The following is a 24,403-nucleotide window of genomic DNA, read 5'->3' on the forward strand; positions in this document are numbered from 1 at the left end:
GAAAGTGTTCAGATTATAGATCTACGATAGGAGGAAATGGATATGACGACGATTCGATTGACGATGGCGCAAGCGCTGCTGCGGTTTCTGGATCAGCAATACATTTCGATTGATGGTGAGGAAACGAAGTTCGTTGAAGGAGTATTCGGCATCTTCGGTCATGGCAATGTGACCGGCATGGGAGAGGCGCTGGAAAGAAGCGCAGGCAGCTTAACCTTTATTCAAGGTAAAAATGAACAGGGCATGGTGCACACAGCAGCAGCCTTCGCCAAGCAGCGTAATCGCAAGCAGATTTATGCTTGCACGACATCGATTGGCCCAGGTGCGCTGAACATGGTAACGGCTGCGGCAACAGCGACCGTTAATCGCATTCCGGTGCTGCTGCTGCCCGGCGACAACTTCGCTTCGCGCCAGCCGGACCCCGTGCTGCAACAGCTTGAGGTCAGCAGCGACTACACCCTTTCGGCAACAGATGCCTTCAAGGCCGTCAGCCGTTACTGGGACCGTATCGTTCGACCCGAGCAGCTGATTACCGCAGCGCTGCAGGCGATGCGCGTGCTTACAGACCCGGCGGAGACAGGAGCGGTCACGCTCGCGCTGCCGCAGGATGTGCAGGCGGAAGCCTATGATTATCCAGAGAGCTTCTTCGCAAAACGCGTGCATTATGTTGACCGCCGCGAGCCGGCGGCGGATGCAGTAGCCCGTGCAGCGGAGCGTATTGCAGCGAGCAAGCATCCGCTTATCGTAGCAGGGGGCGGCGTCTTGTATGCGTCCGCGACCTCCGAGCTGCGAGCGTTCGCCGAAGCCTTCGGCATTCCGGTTACGGAAACGCAGGCAGGAAAAAGCGCATTTGATTGGCGCCATCCACTGTATGCGGGAGCTATTGGCGTAACCGGTGCGCTGGCAGCGAACGAATGGGCCAAACAAGCTGATCTGGTCATTGGTGTCGGCACGCGCTATTCGGATTTCACAACTGCTTCCAAGTCCGCATACGCGAACCCGGATGTGCAGTTTATCAACATTAACTTAAACGGCGCTGACGCAGCGAAGCTTGGCGGCGAAGCGGTAATTGCCGATGCCCGCACGGGTTTGCAAGCGCTGCAAAATGCGCTGCAAGCAGCGAATTACAAGAGCAGCTACACCGATGCGGAATTGGCAGAGCGCAAAGCGGCATGGGATGCAGAGGTTGATCGTCTTTACAAGGAAGAGCATGAAGGCGGCTTCTCCCAAACTCGGGCACTCGGCGTCATTAATGAAATGATTGATTCATCTTCCGTCGTCGTTGGCGCTGCCGGGAGCCTGCCTGGCGATTTGCATCGCTTATGGCGCTCGACCGAGCCGAAAACGTATCATATGGAATATGGTTTTTCCTGCATGGGCTACGAAGTTAGCGGCGCTTTCGGAGCGGCACTCGCCGAGCCGCAGCGCGAGGTGTACGCCATGGTTGGCGATGGCAGCTACTTGATGATGCATTCCGAGCTGGTGACGAGCTTGCAGGAGCAGCGCAAGTTTACGATTTTGCTTTTTGACAATCATGGGTTCCAGTGTATCCATAACTTGCAGCGCGAGCATGGCAGTGATGGCTTCGGCAATGAGTTCCGCTATCGTGAAGCGAGCACAGGCAGATACACGGGCCAACCGCTGCCCATTGATTTTGCTGCCCATGCCCGCAGTCTTGGCGCCAGCGCATACAAAGCAACAAATGCGGAGGAGCTACGTGCTGCTTTGCTTCAGGCGAAGCAGGAAGATCGCACGACGCTGATTGAAATTAGCGTATTGCCGGGAACGAACTCCGGCGGCTATGAATCCTGGTGGCATGTCGGCGTTCCTGCTGTATCAGAAAGCGACAAGGTGCGGAGGGCACATGAAGCCATGCAGGCAAAGCTCAGCAAGGCGAAGCAGCTGTAGCAGGTTGATCCTATTTTTTGAATAAGGAGCTGGGGTAAGCGATGAAGCCATTTACATTTTCACTCGGCATTCACCCGATTAACTGGGTGGGCGAGGATGTGCGGGAGCATGGGGCGGATACGACCTATGAGCAGATTTTGGATGATATTCAGCGGCTGGGGCTGACCGGAACGGAAATGGGTCGCAAATACCCGGCAGATACTGCCGTATTGCGTGAGGAACTGGGCAAACGAGGCATTCAGCTCGTGTCCCAGTGGAAGTCGGTGCTGTTCTCCGATCCCGCATACCGCGAGGCCGAGCTTGAGGGCTACCGAAAGCATGCCGAGTTTCTGCAAAGCATGGGGAGCAAGGTGATCAGCACGGCTGAGGTTGGTGGCTCGCTGCATTTTGATCCGCGCCGTACGCCCAATGAAACGGAAGTGCTGCGGCTGGATGAAGCCGGCTGGCAGTCGCTTGCGACAGGCCTTAACGCTGCTGGGAAAATAGCGGCTGAATACGGCTTAAAGCTGGCTTACCATCATCATGGCGGAACCGTAGTTGAGCAGCCGGAGGAAATCGACAAGCTGATGGAACTGACGGACCCTGCCTATGTGCATCTGCTGTTCGATACGGGTCATGCCTATTATGGTGGAGCGAACCCGCTGGATGTACTGAATAAGCACTATGACCGCATTGCATATATTCATTTGAAGGATATTCGCCAGTCTGTACTCGATGAAGCCCGCTCAGAGCAGGCCGATTTCGTCACCTGTATTCGCAAAGGCGTATTTACGGTGCCGGGTGACGGCTGCCTTGATTTTGCGCCAGTTCTTCAAGAGCTCACAGCTCGCGGCTATAACGGCTGGGCGATGCTTGAAGGTGAGCAGGACCCTGCGACTTATAATCCGTATGAATATGCGAAGGAAGCGATTCGCTATTTAACTTCATTAAATAAAAAGAATTAAGTATTTTATAACATTAAATAACTGCTGGAGGTGGGCCTAGGGATGTCTTATATCACATATAACGCAGCGAAGCCGCTGGATTTTACGGCTATTGGCCGCTTGTGCATCGATCTGAATGCAAATGAAATTAATCGCCCGATGGAAGAGACTATGACGTTTACGAAATACGTTGGAGGATCTCCGGCGAATATTGCGATTGGCATGTCCCGACTCGGGATGAAAACATCGTTTATTGGCAAGGTTGCCGATGATCAGATGGGCCGTTTTATTACGACTTATTTGGAAAATAATCAAATTGCCACTTCGGGCGTCGTGACGGATGACAGCGGTGCAGTGACAGGGCTTGCTTTTACCGAAATTAAAAGCCCGTCGGAGTGCAGCATTCTGATGTACCGCGACAATGTTGCTGATCTGTTGCTTAAGCCGCAGGAGGTCAGCGAGGAGCTGATTGCTAATTCCAAAATGCTCCTTATCTCGGGTACAGCGCTGGCACAAAACCCTTCACGCGAAGCGGTGTTCCTGGCAATCGATTATGCCCGCAAGCATGGCGTCGTTATTGCCTTTGATCTTGACTACCGTCCATATACGTGGAATTCGCCGGAGGAAACAGCCATCTATTACAACCTGGCGGCTGAAAAATGCGATATTATTATGGGTACTAGAGAAGAATTTGACAATATGGAAACATTCGAGCCTAATCCGGAGCGTGATGACCATGTGACCGCAGCGAAATGGTTTAACTATGCCGCGCAAATTGTCATTATTAAGCATGGCAAGGACGGCTCCATCGCTTATACGAAGGATGGCGCTTCACACCGGGCCAAAAGCTTCCCGGCCAAAGTCATTAAAACGTTTGGAGCAGGCGATTCGTATGCGGCAGGCTTTTTGTACGGCAGCATGCAGGGCTGGTCAATTGAGAAAAGCATGGAGTTCGGCAGCGCCGCTGCATGTATCGTTATTTCCAGCCACAGCTGCTCAGACGCTATGCCGTCCGCCGACCAGGTTCAAGACTATATTGACCGCTGCAACCGCGGTGAAATCATCGTTTAATTTTAAAATAGAGAGGATTGAGTGGATATGACAGCAACATTAAGCAATTGGATTGGCGGAAAATGGGTAGCTTCGGTATCACAGCAGACAGAAGCCGTTTACAATCCAGCGACAGAAGAGGTGCTGGCTTATGTGCCGCTATCTTCGAATGAAGATGTGGAGCAGGCTGTAGCGGATTCGAAGAAAGCATTCGCTTCATGGAGCCGTACGCCTGTACCAAAACGGGCCCGCGTGTTGTTCAAATACCAGCAGCTGCTCGTTGATCATTGGGAAGAGCTAGCACAGCTGGTAACGAAAGAAAACGGCAAAAGCTATGCCGAAGCTTACGGCGAAGTGCTGCGCGGCATTGAATGCGTTGAGTTCGCGGCTGGCGCGCCTAACTTGATGATGGGCAAGCAGCTTCCAGACATTGCTACTGGCCTTGAGTCCGGCATGTACCGCTACCCAATTGGCGTCATCGGCGGCATTACGCCGTTTAACTTCCCGATGATGGTGCCGTGCTGGATGTTCCCGCTTGCGATCGCCTGCGGCAACACGTTTGTGCTTAAGCCGTCGGAGCGGACGCCGCTGCTGGCGAATCGCCTGGCCGAGCTGTTTCAGGAAGCGGGTCTTCCGGATGGCGTGCTCAACATCGTTCATGGTGCGCATGATGTCGTTAACGGCTTGCTGAAGCATCCTGATGTTAAAGGTATTTCGTTCGTTGGCTCGCAGCCGGTAGCAGAGTATGTGTATCGCACAGGGACTTCGGAAGGCAAACGCGTACAAGCGCTCGCTGGCGCAAAAAATCATTCCATCGTCATGCCAGATGCAGACCTTGACCTGACGGTTAAAGAAATTACGAACGCTGCTTTTGGTTCCGCAGGCGAGCGCTGCATGGCCTGCGCAGTTGTTGTCGCTGTCGGTGATGTGGCTGACAAGCTCGTTGAAAAATTGCTGCAGACGGCCGATTCTCTCACAATAGGCAACGGCCTGGAGTCAGGTGTCTTCCTCGGTCCGGTCATTCGCGGACCGCATAAAGAGCGGACGCTTCGCTATATTGATATCGGCGAGCAGGAAGGTGCACAGCTACTGCGCGATGGACGCAAGGATGCTGCGGCTGCTGCTGATGCGAAGGGCTATTTTGTCGGCCCGACCTTGTTTGATGGCGTTCAGAAGGAAATGACGATCTGGAAAGATGAGATTTTCGCTCCGGTACTGGCGATTGCGCGGGTTGAGACGCTGGAGGAGGCGATTGAGCTTGCGAATGCATCAGAATTTGCAAATGGCGCCTGCCTGTTCACGAAGGATGGCAGCAACGTCCGCACATTCCGCGAAACGATTGAAGCGGGCATGCTCGGAGTCAATCTTGGCGTTCCAGCCCCAATGGCGTTCTTCCCTTTCTCCGGCTGGAAAAAATCATTCTACGGCGATCTGCATGCCAACGGCACAGATGGCGTCGAATTTTATACACGCAAAAAAATGGTAACCGCTCGTTGGTAGCCTGAAGGGCAGCCAAATGAATAACGGATAATCGCATAAAGGAGACCAATCAAAATGGTACAAAAAATTAAAATCGGCATTATCGGCGCAGGCCGCATCGGAAAAATCCATGCCGACAACTTGCTGCGGCTCCCCCAAGTGGAAATTGCCGCAATCAGCGATTTGTTCGCAAACGCAGAGCTGGAAGCATGGGCCGCTGAGCGCGGTATCGCTACCGTTACGAAAGACAGCGCTGCGCTTATCGCAGACCCTGCAATTAACGCCATTTTCATTTGCTCTTCAACAGATACACATGTGCCGCTCATTAAACAGGCTGCCCAAGCTGGCAAGCATATTTTTTGCGAAAAACCAGTCAGCATGACGCTTTCGCAAACAGAGGAAGCAGTAGAAGCGGTACAGAAAGCCGGCGTAAAGCTGCAAATCGGATTTAACCGCCGCTTCGACCACAACTTTAAACGGATTCGCGAGCATGTGGAGCAAGGAACGATTGGCGAGACGCATATTGTGAAAATTACGTCGCGCGATCCGAACCCGCCGCATAAGGATTACATCAAGGTATCCGGCGGCATTTTCATGGACATGATGATTCACGATTTTGATATGGCAAGATTTTTGGCTAGCAGCGAGGTTGAAGAGGTTTTTGCGCAAGGCAATGTTCTCATTGATCCCGTATTCGCCGAATGCGATGATCTCGATACTGCAATTGTAACACTGCGCTTTCAAAACGGGGCGCTTGGCGTCATCGACAATAGCCGTCAGGCCGTATATGGCTACGATCAGCGGGTTGAGGTATTTGGCTCCAAGGGCAGCGCCGCCGCAACAAATGATCACCCGAATACAGCGGAAATCAGCACAGCGGAAGGTATTGTACGGGATAAGCCGCTGCACTTCTTCCTAGAACGCTACAATGCTGCTTATGTAGAGGAAACCGAGTTGTTTATCGAAGCGTTGCTGCAAGATAAGAAGGTAAAGGTCGACGGTAACGATGCGCTGCAAGCCGAGCGAATTGCAAAGGCGGCGAAGCTGTCTGTGAAGCTAGGGCGACCTGTGAAGCTTAATGAGCTTCATGAACTGACGTAAGTAGACGGACCCAGGAAAGGTTGTGTGCGCAAGTGTCAGAGTTAATCGTAAAACCAAGCGCTGCTCCGGGCGAGCAGGGCGAGCTCATGAACATTACACCGCAAAGCGCAGGATGGGAGTATGTCGGTTTTCGCATCGTTCATCTGGAGCCGGGCGAGCAGCTTAAGCAGAACACGGATGAAAATGAAGTGTGCCTCGTACTGCTGAGCGGACGCGCGGATGTACAGACGCAAAATGAAAAATGGAGCAATATCGGCCAGCGGATGAGCGTATTTGAGAAAATCCCGCCGTTTTCGGTTTATGTGCCGAATGACGATTTTTATCATATTGAAGCCGTAACCGCGCTGGATATCGCCATTTGCTCTGCTCCTGGCCAAGGCCAGCATCAAGCGAGGCTCATTGCCCCGGATGCTGTAGGTGTAGAACAACGTGGATATGGCAATCTGGAGCGCCAAATCCATAACATTTTACCAGAGACAGCCCCGGCGGACAGCCTGCTTGTCGTTGAAGTTTTTACACCAAGCGGACATTGGTCCAGCTACCCGCCGCATAAGCATGACCAGGATGCGCTGCCGAATGAATCGCTGCTGGAGGAAACGTATTATTTTCGCGTAGAGCCTGAGCAGGGCTTCGCCATTCAACGTGTATATACGGATGACCGTTCGCTAGACGAGACACTCGTCATTCGCAATGGGGAAGCGGTTCTCGTACCGCGAGGCTACCATCCGGTAAGTGCGCCTCCGGGCTATGAGGTATATTATTTGAACGTTATGGCTGGTCCTACGCGCATTTGGAAATTTCATAATGATCCAGACCATGCTTGGATTATGACAAAACCGGCTGAGGAAACGACAAAAGCCTAGGCCGTTTCACATCACAACAGACATAGCAGAAACCAGCTTTCCTTCAGCGGAGGCTGGTTTCTAGCATTTCAAGCCAATTCCTCCGATTTCATTGCAAGATAACATGATGTGATACATAATAAATCTACCAGTTCAAAAGTAACGGAGGTTGTCTATGAAAGCCACCATCTATGATATCGCAAGGGAAGCGGGAGTCTCGATTGCGACTGTTTCCCAAGTCATTAATGGCAAAGGAAAAATTAGCGAAGAACGGCGCAATGAAGTCATGCGCATTATGGAGCGGCTTAACTACCAGCCGAGTGTAATCGCTTCCGCGCTGACCGGGAAACGAACGTTTACACTTGGTCTGCTCGTTCCAGACATATCCAACCCCTTTTTCGCCGAAATTGCCCGCGCCGTTGAGGACCAGAGCCGCCGCTTAGGCTACAGCCTCGTCATATGCAGCACCGACAATAAAGATGAGCGAGTGGAGCGCTATCTGTCGCTGCTGCGGCAAAAAAGCGTAGACGGCATCATTATCGGTACCGGGATTGATAATGAGGACATTATTAAACCGCTGCTGACGCAGTCCATTGCCGTAGCGCTAATTGCGCGGGACATGCCTGCTCTGGCTGTGCATACAGTCATTGTGGAGGATTTTAAAGGTGGAGCACTTGGGGCTCGGCATTTGCTTGAGGAAGGGCATCACCGGGTCGCGGTGCTTGCCGAACATATGAAGGTCAGCAGCAGCCGCGAGCGGGTCAGGGGATTTAGAAGTGTCATCGATGCAGCTGGGCTGCCTTGGTCCGACGCCTCCGTGAAGTTTTGTGACTACACGCTGGAGGACGGCAAGCGCAAAGCGCTGGAGCTGCTGAAGCTGACGGAACGGCCAACCGCCTTGTTCTGTTGTAATGAGCTGCTCGCCATCGGTGCGCTGCAGGCAGCGAAGGAGCTTAAGCTTCGTATTCCTCGTGATGTATCGGTTATCGGCTTTGATAATACGATTTTGGCCTCGGTAAGTGATCCGCCGCTGACGACCATTGCACAACCTATTGAAGCGATGGGGAAAAAGGTTGTTGATCTGCTGGTAGAAGCGCTGCAGGACAAATCCGCTGCGGCAAAAGCAGAACGCATCGTGCTGGAGCCCGAGCTGATCATTAGACATTCTACAAGCTCCATTCATGTATAACGTTGAATCATGATTGACTTAAGGGAGAACCGCTCAAGAAGAGGAGCGGCTCGCCCGATTTTTGATTATGGCCCAGATAAATATGAAGGTCATTAAGCCGCCTTCAATAATGAGCGATACGAGCGGAAACCAATAGCTTAAATACCGATCAACTATATGGCCTTCGGTGCTGTATGGGAACATAGGGCTCAATATAAGTATGGCGCCGAACACATATACCCATGGTTTATGAGATTTCATCCCGAGCCACTGCGCGGTTCCTTCCGTAATAGCGTAATACAAGGTTGAGATTGTAATGAACGATCCCGAAATAAAGATAAGCAGCAGCAGCACCTCGATTCTCTCGAAAATAAGAAACTGCGTAATTCTCGACAGGATATAGATTGGATTTTCAAAATGCGCTGCCATCACAGGACCCATCACCACTATGCTGTACAATAAATAAAGCGTCATGATCGAAGTGCCCAGTACAACGGCGTAAACCTTCATTTTTAAAATGCTCTTTTGCTGCTTAATATGCGGCATCAGCATGCCCATCATGATGCAAATCCCAAACCAGCTGCCGGGATAGATAGCGCCTTGCAGGGCGGGAAATATACCGTGCTCGAAGGGAGGGAGCAGGTAGTGCAGCTGGATATAGGGAATGGAGCTGGTAAATAAAACAATGGAGGTTAGCAAAATAATGACGCCAATAATTTGGCTCAGTCTTGCAATGGCCTCAACACCCTTTACGGCAGCAAGCCCGGCACATATCGTCATCGAGATGGAGAAGACCAACCGAGGGGTTTCGGGCATAAGGGTTCTAGACAAGAAATCACAGTAAATCCACATGGCTGTAACCATTACTCCGAGAAAAAACAGCAGGAAAATGAGGCCGACAGCCTTGCCGGTTTTCCCCAATATGGAGCGTGTATATTGAATTAACGATTGTCCAGCGTACATTCTGCCCAGCCGATAAAGAAGGATAGCGACATAAATATCGATTAAAGCGCCCAAAGTCATCGACAGCCACAAGTCCTGCTTAACCTTAGCGATCAGCTGGCTCGGAACCGAGAAAAACGTGAGCGAGGTAATCGATACAAAAATAATGAAAAAGAATTCACTCGATGAAATTAGACTCTTTTTCACTTAACATCATCCTTTTTTATTTTGCTGTCAATTAGCAAGCCGGATTTTACAAGCTCAATAGAAATACTGCTCTGCACCTTGATATTAGCAAGCTCCTCGTTCCAGCCCTCTCTCAGCATTTCCCAGCTTTTTGGATCTTTGCGATGGATCGTTTCTCCAAAACCGACAGCGTCGCTTTTGTAGGAGCGAAAGAGCTTATGTAGGGTTCCCTCTATTGATGCTGCAATTGCGCTGCTCAGCTCTGTTTTGATTAGATCCGTCGTTTTCTTTTCCGTCAAATCCATCAGCTCCGTAGACGTCTTAATGGAAGCTCTGGTTTTCATACGAACGTTCATTTGCAGCTGTCCATTTTCAAATGCTGGCTTCATAGCAATATGGATGTTCTTCAACTCAAACATGATTGATTTCTTATCTTTGGTAGTCATCTGATACAATCCAAGTGAAGACAGCTTGGTCAACCAGCTTACAACCTGTGTTTCCTCGCTGTTCAGCCAGCCGACCATTTTATTATTTCGAAAAACAGCAAGATCCGTAATTTCCATCACCAGGTCCTTAGAGCCTGACTTGCCAACCTGGAGCAATCCAGGCACCGCTACTTGAAAGCCTGACTGCTCCAGTCTAGGCAAAAATTGATAAAGCTGAATGCCGCCGCTTGTCGGCTTGTAGGTTTTATTTTTAAAATAGGCTTTCCATTCCTCGGCGGCTACAGCTTGCAGCTCTTTGGAGTCAGTCAGCACTTCCTTGACAGGACGCCGTGAAACCATCACCCAACAGTTGAAATTCTGGTTAGGCTCCCGCCAGAAAAAATCCATACTATCATCTAAGCCTTGTTTGGCTAAACGTTCTCCAATGAGAAGAACCTTCGTTTGGGAGAAAAAGAGGCTTTTCTTCGCCTGCTTGCGAATCGTCTCGAGTGCATCTTCAACGGTTATGCCGTTTGCCGTATACGTCGCAATCGCTCTGCGCTGCTGTCCGCCTCCGCCAGCGGCAACGGGGAGTGTCGGATTCACGAGCTGGACGGTAACCTGAAGCTGCCCCTGTTTATTTACATCCAAACCTATGGCTGAAACAACAGTCAATTGATCAAAATTGATTTGGCTCCAGCAGCCGCTAAGGAGCAGCAGCATACTAAGGAAACAGGCATATTTACTAAGATGGAGAAACACATAGTAGTCCCCCTTTTTTTAAATATAGGAAAGGACAGGATTGTTCCATCCTTTCTCTCTATTTCTCGGATTGAAACGCGCCGCGCGGCCAAAACACGGAGGGCAGCCGCTTCACCTTGGACTTCAATTTTAACGTTTATTGCGAAGTGTAAACCAAGGAACACGAAATATGGCTTTCTCGGCTTCTTTTTTCTTAAACGGAGCGAATGGCGATAAATAGGGCAAACCTACCGATTGAATGGAGGCAAGCTGAACTCCCAGCATAAACAGCCCAATAATGATCCCGTAAAGCCCTAGAAGCGAAGCGAGCATCAGCATGAAAAACCGCAGCATCCGTATCGTCCCCGATAGAGAAATCGAAGGAATCGTGAACGAGGCAATCGCTGTGCCAGCAACAATCATGACCGATGGGGAAGAGATAATACCGGCTTGTACTGCGGATTCGCCAATAACGAGTGCTCCTACGATACTGATGGCAGATCCAATTGAACGGGGCATCCGAATGCTCGCCTCGCGCAGCCCCTCAAAAATGATTTCCATAATCAGCGCCTCCATTAAGACGGGAAAAGGAACGCCATCGCGTGCAGACAATATGCTGCTCAGGAGCTGTGGAGGCACCATCTCCGGATGGTAAGTCAAAATGCCGACATAGGTAGAGGGCAGAAGCAGCGTAATGAAAAAACCGGCATAACGAATCCACCGAATGAAAGTAGCTACAGGGTAAGCCAAATATAAATCCTCGGTCGTCTTGAGCAAATGAAACAGCGTACAAGGCAGGGCGAGCACAAATGGAGTGCCATCGACCACAATGGCCACACGACCGTCCAATATAATGCCAGCCACATCATCAGGCCGCTCGGTACTGTACACCGTAGGGAAAAAGGAGGTAGGGCTGTCTTTAATAATCTCCTCAATATAGTGGGATTCCAATACCGCATCGATATCGATTTTCTGAAGCCGTTTGCGTATTTCGTCAACCGTTTCCTTCGCTGCCCGGTCATGAATATAGACCATCGCTATTTTGGTATGCGACAAGTTGCCAACCGTCAGCGTTTCCACACGAAAAGCCTTGTCGCGAATACGCCTGCGTATGAGCGAAATGTTGACGCCCAAAGCTTCGACGAAGCCATCTCGCGGGCCGCGGATGACACTGGATGAAGCTGGTTCATCAATGCTGCGGGTTTCAAGGCCTTGCGTATTGACCGCAATGGCTCCTTCGCTGTCATCTACTAAAATAATCGTCCAGCCGCAAACGAGCAGAGGCACGCATTCCTCGCACGTATAAACCATTTTCACATGATTGGCTGTCAGTATGTAGCTGCAAAGCAGCTGATGAGGCGATTCGCTTTGATCCAGCAGCTTCATCTGCTGAGTTCCTGAAATGAGCGGCGAAATGACATCGGTATTTAAATTTTGCTTGCTTACGAGTCCGTCTATCCAGACGACAGAGACTGGAATGCGTTCCTCGCCAATCAAGCAGTTTCTTGTTGATAAATCTGAGCTGTTGCCAAGCTCGGACACTAGCTCATTATAAAGGTCGCGCGTCGTGTTTACCTTGCTCTCGGGCATGATGCTGCAGCTCCTTTTGCTAAAGCTAGTCATGTTCGTACGTACCACATATTTATTGTGGCTAAAATTGGTTTTATTATTCGATGAATGCACAGCGTATTTTGAATTGAATAGCTAGTCAATTTTTTGGAAAGCAAGTAAGATGGTAGGTAAGGTAACGATCGAATCAAGCGTTACGGAGAAAGGGGCTAATTAAAATGGCAAAAACAATTGGACTAATCGTAGGGAGCCTACGGGAAAATTCATATAATCGAATGGTGGCCCAGACGCTAAGCGAACTGGATGCTACTCTTGCATTCAAGTGGATTGAGCTAAAGGAGCTTCCTTTGTTTAATGAAGATTTGGAAGCGGGGGACGGACCAGAGGCGGTACAGGTATTTAAGGCGGCTATTCAAGCAGTGGATGGCGTCATTATTGTATCGCCGGAGTACAACTCAGGCATTCCCGGCGTGCTTAAAAATGCGATTGACTGGGCATCCAGACCATCTCGCGGCTCCGTACTGCGCAGAAAGCCATTCGGCCTAATTGGCGCAACGCCGGGCGGCATGGGAACCGTTCATGCCCAGCTTCAAACTAGGCATATCCTGGAGTCTGTCCAGGCGCAGGTGCTTCCTTTTCAAAAGCTGCTTATTTCACAAGTGCACACGAAAGTGGATGCGGAGCAGCATCGCCTAACCGATGAGAAGACGAAGGAATATTTGCAGGCTTATTTGCAAAAGTTTGTCCATTGGATCGATCATGTTCCTGCATTGGATTAAGAGTACAGAGGAGGAAATACGTTGCATCAAGTGATGGATGTTGCTGATACATTGGTCAAGCATATTAAATCTCATTTCGCAAAAGATGTAGCGATTGTTGCTTATTATGGCTCATACGCACAGGGAACGGCTACAAAGCGCTCTGACTTGGACTTTTTCTTCATTCCAACTACGCCAGAAGGTTACAAGGCAATGGTTCAGTTTGTAATCGATCAAATAAGTTTTGATTTTTGGCCAATTGGCTGGGAGCGAGCAGCCAAGATGGCAGCCTATCAAGAGCCTAATACCTCGATTATTGCGGATTGCAAAATCTTGTATGCCCGTTCAGAGGAAGATCTCGCCCGTTTCGAGCAACTGCGCGCTAGTATTGCCGCTGCTCCTGAAACGGATGGACTGGCATTCACGGAGAAGGCGGAGGAAGAGCTTCGCAAGTCTTATATGCATTTGTATGCAATGGTGAGACGCGAGGCAGGGGAACTCGCTACATTTCGCCAAGAAGCAAGCGGTGTGCTGACTCATTGTTTGAGCAGCCTTACCCTGCTTAATCGCACCTATTTGAAGAAGGTGTGGGGAAAAAGCACCGAGCAAATTTTAAGCTTTTCGATACAGCCAGCTGGACTTAAACAGCAAATAAATACAATTTTGCGTTCTACTTCATGTGAAGAACTGCGGCAAACATGCGAGCAGCTTGTTGATGATATTCATCAGTTAATTATCGATGAGAAAGCTGCGTTTGACGCCGGTTGCTCGTATCCCGACCGTTTAAAAGGCTTTTACGAGGAAATCAAGGGCAGCTTCGACAAGCTGCGGACAGCGTGTGAGCAGAACGATTATGAAACGGCATTTTTCTGGTCCATTTGGGTGCAGGATTTAACTGCCCAACTGCTCTATTTTGGCGAAAAAGGCTATTGGGCGGCTAATCTGGCTTCAGTAAGAGATCACCATAACCTATATTTAAGCATGGGGTTTCCTGATCTTGTGCAGGCTCTTGATCCGCAAAATTTAGCTTTGCTTCTTAGCGCCGTAGAAAGCTTGGACTTGCTGCTCGAAAGCCATCTTCGTGAACAGGGTGTAGCTATCCGGCATTTTCAAACTTTGGAGCAGTTTGAGGCATTTCTTCAGCAATCATTGAAATAACAACTATGGATTTTAGCCAGCACACGTGGGGGAGGAGCCCATTAAATGGAATCAGCATCAGGAGAAAGATGGTATGAAATTGCTAATACGGTTAATCAAAGCTGCGTTTTAGCAAGTAATTTAAATCAGCTGTATCGCTCCAGCTCCTTGGAACAGAGGGTAAATATGCCGGAAGAGCTAGGGCGCGGCTATTGGCAGCTTAGCCAGATTCAATCGTCCATGGAGCTCGTGTTATGCGATGCCTCCTTTAATAGAGAGACGACATTGCAAAGCCTGGAGCGGGATAACAGCTTAAAACTAAGCTTTTGTCTAGGGCAAAGCCTCCAATGGAATGCAGAAGGGCTTAGAAAAGAATATCATTTGGAGCATGGGGAAGTTTCGGCGTTTGGCCTTCTTCCTACGAACAGCAGCTGCCAGTTTAACGTCAATCAGCATATACGCGGTCTAACTCTCAAATTGGATCGCCTAACGGAGATTGGCGCTCTGCAGCAGCTGCCGCTGCATAAAATTTCATCCATTTTGACTGAAAAGCGTGAGCCGTTTCATCATTCCTCCATGACTCTGGGGATGAAACGGATTACGCAAGATATTTTTCACTGCAACTATCAGGGTGCTGTTAAGCATCTTTATTTAAGCGGGAAGGTACTCGAGCTGCTTGCCGTATATTTCAATGAAGCGATTTTGCAAAAGCACTCCGAGCCACGCTTGCCCGGATTATCCCGCACCGATATCGACAGCCTGCACCGCGCCAAGCAAATTGTGGATGCGCAATTGGTAACGCCCCCTAGCCTAGAAGCGCTGAGCAAGCTCGTTTGCTTGAATGAGTTTAAACTCAAGAAAGGGTTCAAGCTGCTATTTGGCCTGCCCGTTCATGCTTATATTATTGATCGAAGACTAGACGACGCCTATCGTTTGCTTGAAGAAGGAAAGCTTAACATTACCGCAGCGGCAGCAGCCGTTGGCTTCAGCAAAGCGAGTCATTTTTCAGAACAATTCAAGCGAAAATACGGGATCAACCCCTCTGAATATTTCAAATCCTCCTCGCTAAAGGGCATCCGCCGCTAAAAATCCGGTTTTGGGTCATCCTGCTCCCGATTTGGGTATCCGGTGAAAGCAGACATATGCGATATTAGCTTATATCTCACACGCTTTGTTTGAGAATGATTTTTAATATCAATGATGTTGGGACGGAGTGAAATGAATACGAAATCAGAAGTGTCCGGTTTGATGCAAATCGCTGGAGAGCGGAAAGGGCTGTTAATAACGGCCAGTATTTTCTCGACCCTTTCGAGCCTGCTGCAAATTGTACCGTTTATTGCGGTATATAAAATCGTGCAGGAGCTGCTCATTCATGCGCAGCAGCCGGCCAATATGAACAAAGAGCTGCTCATCGCATGGGGAATCGTCGCCTTTGTCTCCTTGCTTGCCATGCTGGCCGCGATGTATATCGGGGGAATGTGCTCCCATATTGCGGCTTTCAACATTCTCTACGAGCTTCGGGTACGGCTTGCAGAGCATGTGGCGAAAGTACCCATGGGGTACCATACGAAAACGGCAACGGGCGAGCTCAAGAAAATTATTGAGGTGAGTGTTGAAAAGATTGAAAAGTTTATCGCCCATCAGCTGCCCGATCTTATCAGCGCTCTCGTCATACCCGTTGTGTTAATCGGCTATTTGTTTTGGCTTGATTACCGAATGGCACTGGTATTAATGCTGCCTATTGGCGCCGGTTTGTGGCTGCAAACCAGGCTGTTCGGCAGTAAAGCTGGCAAGGAGGCGTACCGCGAATTTCAGTATGCCATTGAAGAGATGAATGCAACGGGAGTCGAATACGTACGGGGAATGCCGGCTGTTAAAGTGTTCGGCATCACCGCAGATTCGTTTCTGACGTTCAAGCAAGCCGTTATGAAATACCGTGATGTTTCTTTAAGAATTACGGACATTTGCAAGACGTCATACAGTCTCTTTTTTGTCATCATTATTTCGCTGTTTACGTTCGTCGTTCCGATCGGTCTACTGCTGTTCAGCGGTCAAGCTGGCAGCCAATCCTTCGCTATTACGTTTATTTTGTTCCTCATCGTTACACCGAGCCTATCGGCACCACTGCTGAAGCTCATGCATTTAGGAAGCGGGCTGCGGGAAATTGTCGAGGGCCATAAGCGAATGGAGGCCGTGTTTGCGGAAAAGATTGTTGTGGAGCCGGCTTCGCCACAATTGCCTGATCATTATGACATTGCTTTTCAAAACGTTACCTTTGCTTATGAGCAGAAGGAAAGCAAAGATTTTAAGCCCGTTCTGCAAAATGTAAATTTTGTAGCGCATGCTGGCGAGCTCACTGCCCTAGTCGGACCATCAGGCGGAGGGAAGTCAACCATTGCGAGCTTGCTGCTGCGGTTTTGGGAGGTGCAGGAGGGCGTCATTACGATTGGCGGTATTCCTATTCATGACATTGGGACTGACAAGCTGATGGAGCTGGTGTCCTTTGTTTTTCAAGATGTTCACCTCTTTTACGACACAATTGAGGAAAACATTCGGATGGGCAACACGTCAGCCACCAGGGATGAAGTGCTGGCAGCTGCAAAAACGGCATGCTGTCATGAATTTATCGAGAAGCTAGGCCAAGGCTACGACACCAAAATTGGCCAAGGCGGCACCTATTTATCCGGCGGTGAGGCTCAGCGCATTGCGATTGCCAGAGCCTTGCTTAAACGCGCCCCGATACTCGTACTCGATGAAGCAACAGCCTATGCCGATGCTGAAAATGAATACAACATCCAGCAGGGCATCGCCCAATTGGTGAAGGGTACAACCGTCATTATAATCGCCCATCGTCTTTCCACCATCCGTTCAGCGGAGCAGATTCTCGTCGTCAAGCAGGGCGGCATTGTCGAGCAAGGCACACACGAGCAGCTGCGCAGGAAGCAGGGGCTGTATGAGCAGATGTGGCAGGCTCATCAAAGCGCGGCCTCGTGGAAATTGGGCGTTAGAGGAGGCGAGCCTCACCTGTGAAAAACTATTTTTATAACATTTCCGGCGGTTTGCCGAAAAGCTTATGGCCTTCTGCGGTTGCCGCTATTTTGGACGGGATTGCCAAAATCATTCCTGCAGCGCTGCTTGTTGATCTTTTTAATACGATTTATGTATCATTTGCCCATCCAGCGCTTGGACTGAATACGAATCGCATGTGGATCGTTTGCAGCATCCTATTCGCCTGGCTGCTCGTAGAATATGCAGCTTATGCTTCCCTGTACGATAAAACGTACCGAGCGGCCTACAGCCTGTCTGCAACGGGCCGATTAAAGCTGGCAGAGCATATTCGCCAACTATCGCTTGGTTTTTTTGGCAAGCGGGATCCCGGAGATTTGACGAATCTGATTTTAAGCGATTATGGACAGGTGGAGCATACGATTTCTCACAATGTGCCACAGCTCATCAGCGCTGTCGTGCTGCCCATTATGGCGCTTACCGGGCTTATATGGCTGGACTATCGAATGGCGCTGGCGATGTTTATCGCCGTTCCGCTTGGGGCTTTGTTATTGTGGCTGACGGATACGCTTCAAGCACGGCTTAGCGAAAATCATGTGCAAGCTAAAAATGAGGCTGCCAGCCGTCTTCAGGAATATTTGACGGGCATTCGTGAAATTAAAGCTCATAATATGGGCGGCAAACGCTTTGAGCGGCTGCGCCTTTCGTTTGACCGTCTTAAACAGGCGTCGATCCGGCTGGAAGCAATTATGGGACCGATGATTATGGGCGCAATGCTGCTTGCCCGTTCAGGAATGACGCTGATGATTTGGACCGGCAGCTATTTGCTCGTCGGCGGAAGCTTGTCTTTGCCTGTCTTTCTGCTGTTTCTGCTCGTTGGTACAAAAATCTTTGAGCCCTTGACGATTGTGCTGATGAATTACGGTGAAATGCGTTATTCCGCGTATAGTGCCCAGCGAATTATGGATGTTCAGCAGGAGAGGGCGATGGAAGGCAGCGCAGATATAGCGTCTGCTCATCCCAGCATTATTTTTGATCAGGTGACCTTCGGGTATGAGGCGCAGACGCCTGTGCTCAGCGGCGTATCCTTTACGATTAAGCCCAAAACGATTACGGCGCTTGTTGGTGCATCGGGGAGCGGTAAAAGCACAGTTACCCGTCTAATTGCGAGGTTTTGGGACATTCAGGCGGGGACGATTTACATTGGCGATCAATCCATCCGTACGATTGCTCCCGAGAAGCTGCTGCAGCACATTTCGATCGTCTTTCAGGATGTTTATTTGTTTCAGGATACGATCGGAAATAACATTCGAATTGGCAAAATGGATGCTACCCAAGCGGAGATTGAAGCAGCGGCGAAGCGTGCATGCTGTCATGACTTTATATCGGGGCTTCCGCAGGGCTACAATACGCCAGTTGGCGAAGGCGGCTCGACGCTGTCAGGCGGCGAAAAACAGCGAATATCGATTGCACGCGCGCTGCTGAAGGACGCTTCCATTATTTTACTAGATGAAGCTACGGCTTCTCTTGATCCTGAAAATGAAACGGCTGTCCAGCAAGCGATTAATGCGCTGGTAGCGGATAAAACGGTTATTTTGATCGCCCATCGCCTAAAGACGATTCAAAACGCAGATAACATTATCGTGCTGGATCAAGGGCGTTTGGTCGAGGAAGGAACACATGACAAGCTGCTGGATGGGCATGGCATTTACTCCCGGCTGTGGCATTTGCAGCAGCAGGCCGAAGGCTGGCAGGTAAAAACCTGAGTCGAGCCATCTAGCTTATCATCTAGCTTACACATTTTGAGAGGGGAAACAACGATGAAAAAGACAGTTATGATGTTGGTGTTAAGTTGTATGATCATATTGGGGGGCTGCAGCAGCCAGCCAGCGAATGGGACGGGGACAACTAGCCAGCCTGAAACGACGGCAAGCAATGAAGCGGTAAATGCAACGAAAACGGTGAAAAACCCAAATGGGGAGGAGGTAGTTGTTCCACTCAAGCCTCAGCGCGTTGCCGATCTTTCTGGAGCAACTGAGGAGCTGCTGCTGCTTGGCATTGCACCTATTGCTACCGCAAATGCAGATTACGGCAATCAAAGCGAGCTGTCGCCGACCATTAAAGCTCTTATGAGCAAGGATACCATTAATTTGGACTGGTATGCAGAGCCTATCAATATTGAGCTGGTAACAGCCGCCGATCCGGATTTAATTATTTTGGGAGCCACGTTTAATACGGAGATGTATGAGCAGCTTAGTCAAATTGCCCCAACTATTATTATTCCGCATGCCTATTATGAATGGAGAGAGCGCTTCAGTTTCCTGGCCGAGCTGTTTAATGAAGAGGAAAAAATGAAGCAATGGATAGCCGGTTATGATGCAGCAGTAACGCAATGGAAAGAAAAGCTAGCACCGGTCATCAAGGATGAATCCTTCGGGATGGTTGAAACGTATCCGAACAACATCGTTATTTACTCTACTACGGGATCGGCGGAGCTCATTTATAAAGATCTAGGCTTTAAACGTACGGAAGGCATACCTGATCCCGAAGCTTGGGGTGGCAAGGAAATCAGCCTGGAGGGCTTGTCCACGATCAATCCGGATAATATGCTTATAATGGAAAATGCTGAAAATAAAATGGCCGACAGCAACGTTTGGAACACTATAACGGCTGTCCAAAAAGGCAACATTTATAAAATTACGAATGTCGATAACTATAACTATTCCTATACGGCCATGGGCCGGCTGGAGCTGCTGAACCGAGTGGGCCAGCTTATATTGGACAATCATAAGGCTTCATAACATTAGGCATAAAACAAAAGGCATAAAACAAAAGGCGAAGAAGCAAAATACTCCTTTAAGCAGATATGCGTAAAGAAGGAGGATGCTGAAAATGAAAGCCGATGCAGTTTTTGAAGGCGGTGGCGTGAAGGGCATCGCTTTTGTAGGCGCAATTGAAGCCATGGAGGCTAAGGGCTATACGTGGAACAAGCTGGCGGGAACCTCTGCTGGAGCGATAGTCGCGGCTTTATTAGCTTGTGATTACACGAGTTCCGAAATTAAACAATTGATGCAGTCTCTAGATTACCTAAAATTACTCGGGCGAACAGGAATGAACAACTTGCCCATTTTGAACAAGGCGCTTCCATTGATGGTGAGGTCCGGTATTTATAGCAACCATATTTTGGAGCAGATTATGACGGAGTGGTTGAAGAAAAAGGGAATTGAAACGTTCGGGGATCTTCCCGAAGGGAAGCTGTCCATCCTTGCTTCAAACGTAAGCAATGGAAAAATCGTTGTGTTTCCCAACGATTTGCCCCACTATGGTTTATCAGCAGCTACTTTTCCAATAGCGGCGGCTGTAAGAATGAGTACTACGCTGCCTTTCTTTTTTCAGCCTTATTTGTGGCAAACAGCAATTAATAAGAAGCCCTATTATATGCTTGATGGCGGCATGCTTAGTAATTATCCAATCTGGCTGTTTGATGTGCAGGGAATTCCCCGGTGGCCAACTTTTGGTTTCCGTTTGTCGGAGAAGCATACCTATGCGCAGTCCCAGAACATTAATGGCCCGGTATCTATGCTCAAAGCTATATTTAAAACGATGCTTCAGGCTCATGATCAGCGCCATGTGGATGAACATTCGGAAGATCGAACGATTTTTATACCAACCGGAACGGTAACGACGACAAAGTTTGATTTAACGGAAAGCGACAAGCAATCTTTATTATTGTCAGGTCAAGAGGCGGCGGAGAAATTTTTAGGGAAATGGGATTTTGAACAATATAAACATAAGTTTAGAGAAAAAGAAAATACAGCTGCTAGTTCTCTTCTTCCAGGTGAAAGCCAGCCACATGATGAAACAACTTTGTATCACTAAAAAGTAAAGGTTGGTAAGCAGGCTGTTGCTGCTGCAGAGCATTATTCTGCGGCGGCAACAGCTTATTTTTTTTCGGGAGATTATACAAATCATTAATTAAGCTGGAATTAAGCTGATGTTTTCTCTTACATAAGATTGATAAACTATAATGAGGGGAGATAAGGGGAGTGTGACAGATGAGAAAATGGCTTAAAAGATTAGGGAAAACCGTTATTTTTGGTTTGCTTGCTATCGTTGTTCTACTTGGTGCAGGATTGATTTATGAACAGGCAAGCAAAAGCAGAGATCTGAAATCTTACACACCTAGCGGGACACTATACAAGGTGGATGGGGAAAATATGCATTTATATACGGGCGGTCAAGGGGAGGTAACCGTTGTGTTTGCTTCTGGTTGGGGCACAGCCAATCCCTATGTGGATTTTTCTCCGCTGTATGAAAAGCTGGCGCCTCATGTGAAATTCGCAGTTTATGACAGGTTTGGCTATGGATACAGTGATACGACAGATAAGAAGCGTGACATCGATACAATAACGAATGAAATTCACCAATTGCTAGAGACATCTGGTCAAAAGCCGCCTTACCTGCTTGTGGCACATTCGTTAGGAGCGCTTGAAACGATCCACTATGCACAGAAATACCCGGAAGAAGTACAAGGTATTGTGATGCTTGATGGTGGAAGTCCAGAATATTATTACAACGATTCTGAACAACCAGCAAGCAGTCTCCTTAATAAGCTGCTGATCAAAACGGGTGTGATACGAATGCTATTTCAATCCGACAGTGTTTTCGAAAGCACACTTGCAGCCCGAAACGGATTGAGGTTTGTGCCCGATGACTTGAAGAAAATTGACCGGACTGCAACGCTGCTCAAGCTTGAAAATGCGAATATAGAGGATGAGCTGAAGCAATCCCAGGCTAATGCGAAGATCGTATTGGATGCGAAACAGCCATTTCCTTTTCCGCTCACAATATTGACGGCCGATTACCTAGGGGTTAGCGAAGATCTATGGACCAAAAGCCAAGCGGAGTTTACCTCCTGGTCATTACAGCCGAAGCAAATCGTAATGAAAGACACCGAGCATTATATTCATCAATATCAGCCGGAGCTTGTAGCGGATGAAATATTGGCTTTGGCTAAGCGGTAGATTCGAGTGGCATTATGATGTAGGAAGAATAAGGGCAATTCCATTTTACTTATAGTATAATGGTTACTTCAATAGGAGATGGAAAATAGGAAAAGAGGGACCGAATGCTTACTATACTGGTTGCTGACGATGATGCGAACATTCGCGAACTTGTCTGTTTATTTCTGCGAAACGATGGTTTCGCAACCGTCGAAGCCGCAGACGGCAAGGAAGCACTAGCCGTCTACGCCTCAACGCATGTTGATCTTGTCGTGCTCGATATTATGATGCCGATTATGGATGGGTGGACGTTATGCAAGGAGCTCCGAAGAGCCAATCCTGATCTTCCGTTACTTATGCTGACCGCGCGAGGCGAAACATGGGAGAAAGTGAAGGGGTTCGAGCTTGGGACGGACGACTATTTGACGAAACCATTCGACCCATTGGAGTTGACGGCTCGGGTTAGGGCGTTACTGAAACGATACCGTATTGGCTCCACGCAAACGATTCAGTTCGGCGATGTCATCCTTGATCGGCAATCCTATAAGGTGATGAGAGGGACAGAGTCGCTCACATTGCCACTCAAAGAATTCGAATTGCTGTATAAGCTCGCTGGAACTCCCGGACAAGTGTATACGCGCGAGCAGCTGATCGATCAAATTTGGGGAATCAATTACGCCGGAGATGATCGAACGATAGACGTACATATTAAACGCCTGCGCGAACGGTTCGGGACTACACCGGAATTTCGCATTGAGACGGTGCGCGGACTTGGCTACCGTCTTGAGGTTTACGAATGATCAGCTCCTTATATACATGCGTCGTGCTCCTATTTCTGGTCTCCGTGATCGGGGGCACGATCATTTCTTTTACGATAAAAGCTCTTGTCCCAATCAAGGACAAGAGCTTTTATTTATGGCTGAGTTCTCATTGGAAAGCAGTCGAAAGGCAGTAGAGCTTTTAGGTTAAATCTACAACCACTTTAACGGTGCCTTTCGCGTCAAGGGCTTTAGTAAAGGCTTCCTGAATATCATCAAGCTTATATACCTGCGTTATAAGAGTGGAGAGCTCATCTTTAAAGCTTGAAAGATGCTCTACGACCTTGGAAAAATCTTCGTGGGTGTATCCGCTAGAGCCTTTAATCTGCACTTCTTTTGACATGATCTGCTGCAGGCTGATCGGGACCTCGGTTTTATAAACCGCAATAATGGATATTCTGGCTTTAGGTTTTACGATTTTCATTATCGTTTCAAACAACACCGGAGCACCAGCTGCATCTATAAATACATCTACGTTTGGAACTTCAACCCCATAAACATTCACGGTGCCAAAATGTTCGGCCAATCCCTCCTCAAGAGTCGTTTCAGCTGTATTCACGGTTAAAGCTCCTAATCCGGCGGCTTTTGATAAACGCCATTCGTCCATGTCGACTACACAGACATTTTTCATGCCCTCGGCAATCAGGCTGGCAGCAGCGAGAAGACCAATAGGGCCTCCGCCCATAACGACAATGCGATCCTCAGGCTGCGGATTTGCACTGAAAGCCCCGTGCCGTCCTACGCTCATTGGTTCGATCAATGAAGCTACCTCTAAGGGAACATTTTTATCGATTTCATATAAGTTATAGTTAAGTTCAGCCTCTTCCACTAGGAGGTACTGGGAAAATCCGGAGCATTCGAGGGATATGCGTCTCCCGACTTTTTTCGCTGTAATGGGATTAATGCCTACACGCATTCCGATTTCGATCGGGGAAGCAACCTCTGAGCCTATTTCTACAACATCGCCAACCATTTCATGTCCAAATTCCGAACCCAGACTAATTCCCATATTGCCTGCCCCGACTTTGACAATATTGATATCTGTACCACATATCCCGCCGCGCAAGTTTCTTACGAGCACATCTTTAGGACCAACAGCAGGTATCTTTTTTTCTTCAATCCGAATGTCATTTTTGCCAGAATAGATCGCTGCTTTCATCATTTAGCTTCACTCCTTATGAATAATGGCCTAATCATGCAATAATAATGTTTCAAAGTTGTTAAAATAATGTTTGTGAGATATTAATCAAAAAAATGACGATTCATGGAGCATCTAACCTTATAACTCGACTTTGCTTAAACAATTTTTTAACATCTGTCCATTATGATTACACTATTCCGTCAGAA

General features: G+C 48.7%; 20 protein-coding genes. 16 read left to right on the plus strand and 4 right to left on the minus strand.

The annotated features are described in order from the left end of the window. Positions 1-42 precede the first annotated feature (42 nt). From iolD to AC50YG_RS03795, 7 genes are all read left to right on the plus strand, one after another. The gene (gene iolD / locus AC50YG_RS03765) at positions 43-1,908 is read left to right on the plus strand and encodes a 3D-(3,5/4)-trihydroxycyclohexane-1,2-dione acylhydrolase (decyclizing) (protein ID WP_494824777.1); all 1,866 of its coding nucleotides are present in this window, start codon (positions 43-45) and stop codon (positions 1,906-1,908) included. Positions 1,909-1,949: 41 nt separating this feature from the next. Next, positions 1,950-2,852, plus strand: a complete 903-nt coding sequence (gene iolE / locus AC50YG_RS03770) for a myo-inosose-2 dehydratase (RefSeq protein WP_473755785.1) — start codon at positions 1,950-1,952, stop codon at positions 2,850-2,852. Positions 2,853-2,894: 42 nt separating this feature from the next. Further along, complete coding sequence (gene iolC, locus AC50YG_RS03775; protein WP_473755784.1) at positions 2,895-3,902, plus strand: 5-dehydro-2-deoxygluconokinase; 1,008 nt, start codon at positions 2,895-2,897, stop codon at positions 3,900-3,902. A gap of 27 nt (positions 3,903-3,929) precedes the next feature. Then, positions 3,930-5,381, plus strand: coding sequence for a CoA-acylating methylmalonate-semialdehyde dehydrogenase (locus AC50YG_RS03780; RefSeq protein ID WP_494824778.1), 1,452 nt, complete (start codon positions 3,930-3,932; stop codon positions 5,379-5,381). A 54-nt stretch (positions 5,382-5,435) separates the two neighbouring features. Beyond that, positions 5,436-6,461 carry an inositol 2-dehydrogenase gene (gene iolG, locus AC50YG_RS03785; protein ID WP_494824780.1) on the plus strand — a complete coding sequence of 342 codons (1,026 nt, stop codon included), beginning with the start codon at positions 5,436-5,438 and terminating at the stop codon, positions 6,459-6,461. A gap of 32 nt (positions 6,462-6,493) precedes the next feature. Then, on the plus strand, positions 6,494-7,324 hold the full coding sequence (iolB, locus tag AC50YG_RS03790) for a 5-deoxy-glucuronate isomerase (protein WP_473755782.1): 831 nt from the start codon (positions 6,494-6,496) through the stop codon (positions 7,322-7,324). A 154-nt stretch (positions 7,325-7,478) separates the two neighbouring features. Then, positions 7,479-8,492, plus strand: coding sequence for a LacI family DNA-binding transcriptional regulator (locus AC50YG_RS03795; RefSeq protein WP_494824781.1), 1,014 nt, complete (start codon positions 7,479-7,481; stop codon positions 8,490-8,492). A 33-nt stretch (positions 8,493-8,525) separates the two neighbouring features. Here the strand turns inward: AC50YG_RS03795 and AC50YG_RS03800 are convergent, their stop codons facing one another. The 3 genes from AC50YG_RS03800 to AC50YG_RS03810 all read right to left on the minus strand — a co-directional run bounded on the left by AC50YG_RS03800 (position 8,526) and on the right by AC50YG_RS03810 (position 12,355). Further along, entirely contained in the window at positions 8,526-9,620 is a 1,095-nt protein-coding gene (locus AC50YG_RS03800) for a GerAB/ArcD/ProY family transporter (RefSeq protein WP_494824782.1), read from the minus strand. Then, positions 9,617-10,786, minus strand: a complete 1,170-nt coding sequence (locus AC50YG_RS03805) for a Ger(x)C family spore germination protein (RefSeq protein ID WP_494824784.1) — start codon at positions 10,784-10,786, stop codon at positions 9,617-9,619. The genes AC50YG_RS03800 and AC50YG_RS03805 overlap by 4 nt, the downstream gene beginning before the upstream one ends. A gap of 129 nt (positions 10,787-10,915) precedes the next feature. Beyond that, positions 10,916-12,355, minus strand: coding sequence for a spore germination protein (locus tag AC50YG_RS03810; RefSeq protein WP_494824786.1), 1,440 nt, complete (start codon positions 12,353-12,355; stop codon positions 10,916-10,918). A gap of 197 nt (positions 12,356-12,552) precedes the next feature. Here AC50YG_RS03810 and AC50YG_RS03815 point away from each other — a divergent pair, with 197 nt between their 5' ends. From AC50YG_RS03815 to AC50YG_RS03855, 9 genes are all read left to right on the plus strand, one after another. Then, positions 12,553-13,113 (plus strand): NADPH-dependent FMN reductase, encoded by a 561-nt coding sequence (locus tag AC50YG_RS03815; RefSeq protein ID WP_494824788.1) that lies wholly within the window; start codon positions 12,553-12,555, stop codon positions 13,111-13,113. Between the two features lie 30 nt (positions 13,114-13,143). Beyond that, entirely contained in the window at positions 13,144-14,250 is a 1,107-nt protein-coding gene (locus AC50YG_RS03820) for a kanamycin nucleotidyltransferase C-terminal domain-containing protein (RefSeq protein ID WP_494825302.1), read from the plus strand. Between the two features lie 45 nt (positions 14,251-14,295). Beyond that, complete coding sequence (locus AC50YG_RS03825) at positions 14,296-15,315, plus strand: helix-turn-helix domain-containing protein (RefSeq protein ID WP_494824790.1); 1,020 nt, start codon at positions 14,296-14,298, stop codon at positions 15,313-15,315. 132 nt (positions 15,316-15,447) lie between these two features. Further along, positions 15,448-17,259, plus strand: a complete 1,812-nt coding sequence (locus tag AC50YG_RS03830; RefSeq protein WP_494824791.1) for an ABC transporter ATP-binding protein — start codon at positions 15,448-15,450, stop codon at positions 17,257-17,259. Beyond that, a complete protein-coding gene (locus AC50YG_RS03835) occupies positions 17,256-19,001 on the plus strand; it encodes an ABC transporter ATP-binding protein (protein ID WP_494824792.1) in 1,746 nt (581 codons plus the stop codon). The genes AC50YG_RS03830 and AC50YG_RS03835 overlap by 4 nt, the downstream gene beginning before the upstream one ends. A 54-nt stretch (positions 19,002-19,055) precedes the next feature. Then, positions 19,056-20,036 carry an ABC transporter substrate-binding protein gene (locus AC50YG_RS03840; RefSeq protein WP_494824794.1) on the plus strand — a complete coding sequence of 327 codons (981 nt, stop codon included), beginning with the start codon at positions 19,056-19,058 and terminating at the stop codon, positions 20,034-20,036. A gap of 91 nt (positions 20,037-20,127) precedes the next feature. Then, positions 20,128-21,114 carry a patatin-like phospholipase family protein gene (locus AC50YG_RS03845; protein ID WP_494824796.1) on the plus strand — a complete coding sequence of 329 codons (987 nt, stop codon included), beginning with the start codon at positions 20,128-20,130 and terminating at the stop codon, positions 21,112-21,114. Positions 21,115-21,290: 176 nt separating this feature from the next. Beyond that, on the plus strand, positions 21,291-22,259 hold the full coding sequence (locus AC50YG_RS03850; protein WP_494824798.1) for an alpha/beta hydrolase: 969 nt from the start codon (positions 21,291-21,293) through the stop codon (positions 22,257-22,259). Positions 22,260-22,363: 104 nt separating this feature from the next. Continuing rightward, on the plus strand, positions 22,364-23,038 hold the full coding sequence (locus AC50YG_RS03855; protein ID WP_494824799.1) for a response regulator transcription factor: 675 nt from the start codon (positions 22,364-22,366) through the stop codon (positions 23,036-23,038). Positions 23,039-23,198: 160 nt separating this feature from the next. Here the strand turns inward: AC50YG_RS03855 and AC50YG_RS03860 are convergent, their stop codons facing one another. Continuing rightward, complete coding sequence (locus tag AC50YG_RS03860) at positions 23,199-24,218, minus strand: zinc-dependent alcohol dehydrogenase (protein ID WP_494824801.1); 1,020 nt, start codon at positions 24,216-24,218, stop codon at positions 23,199-23,201. Positions 24,219-24,403: the final 185 nt, after the last annotated feature.

It is taken from the genome of Paenibacillus sp. J31R34 (assembly GCF_059383715.1).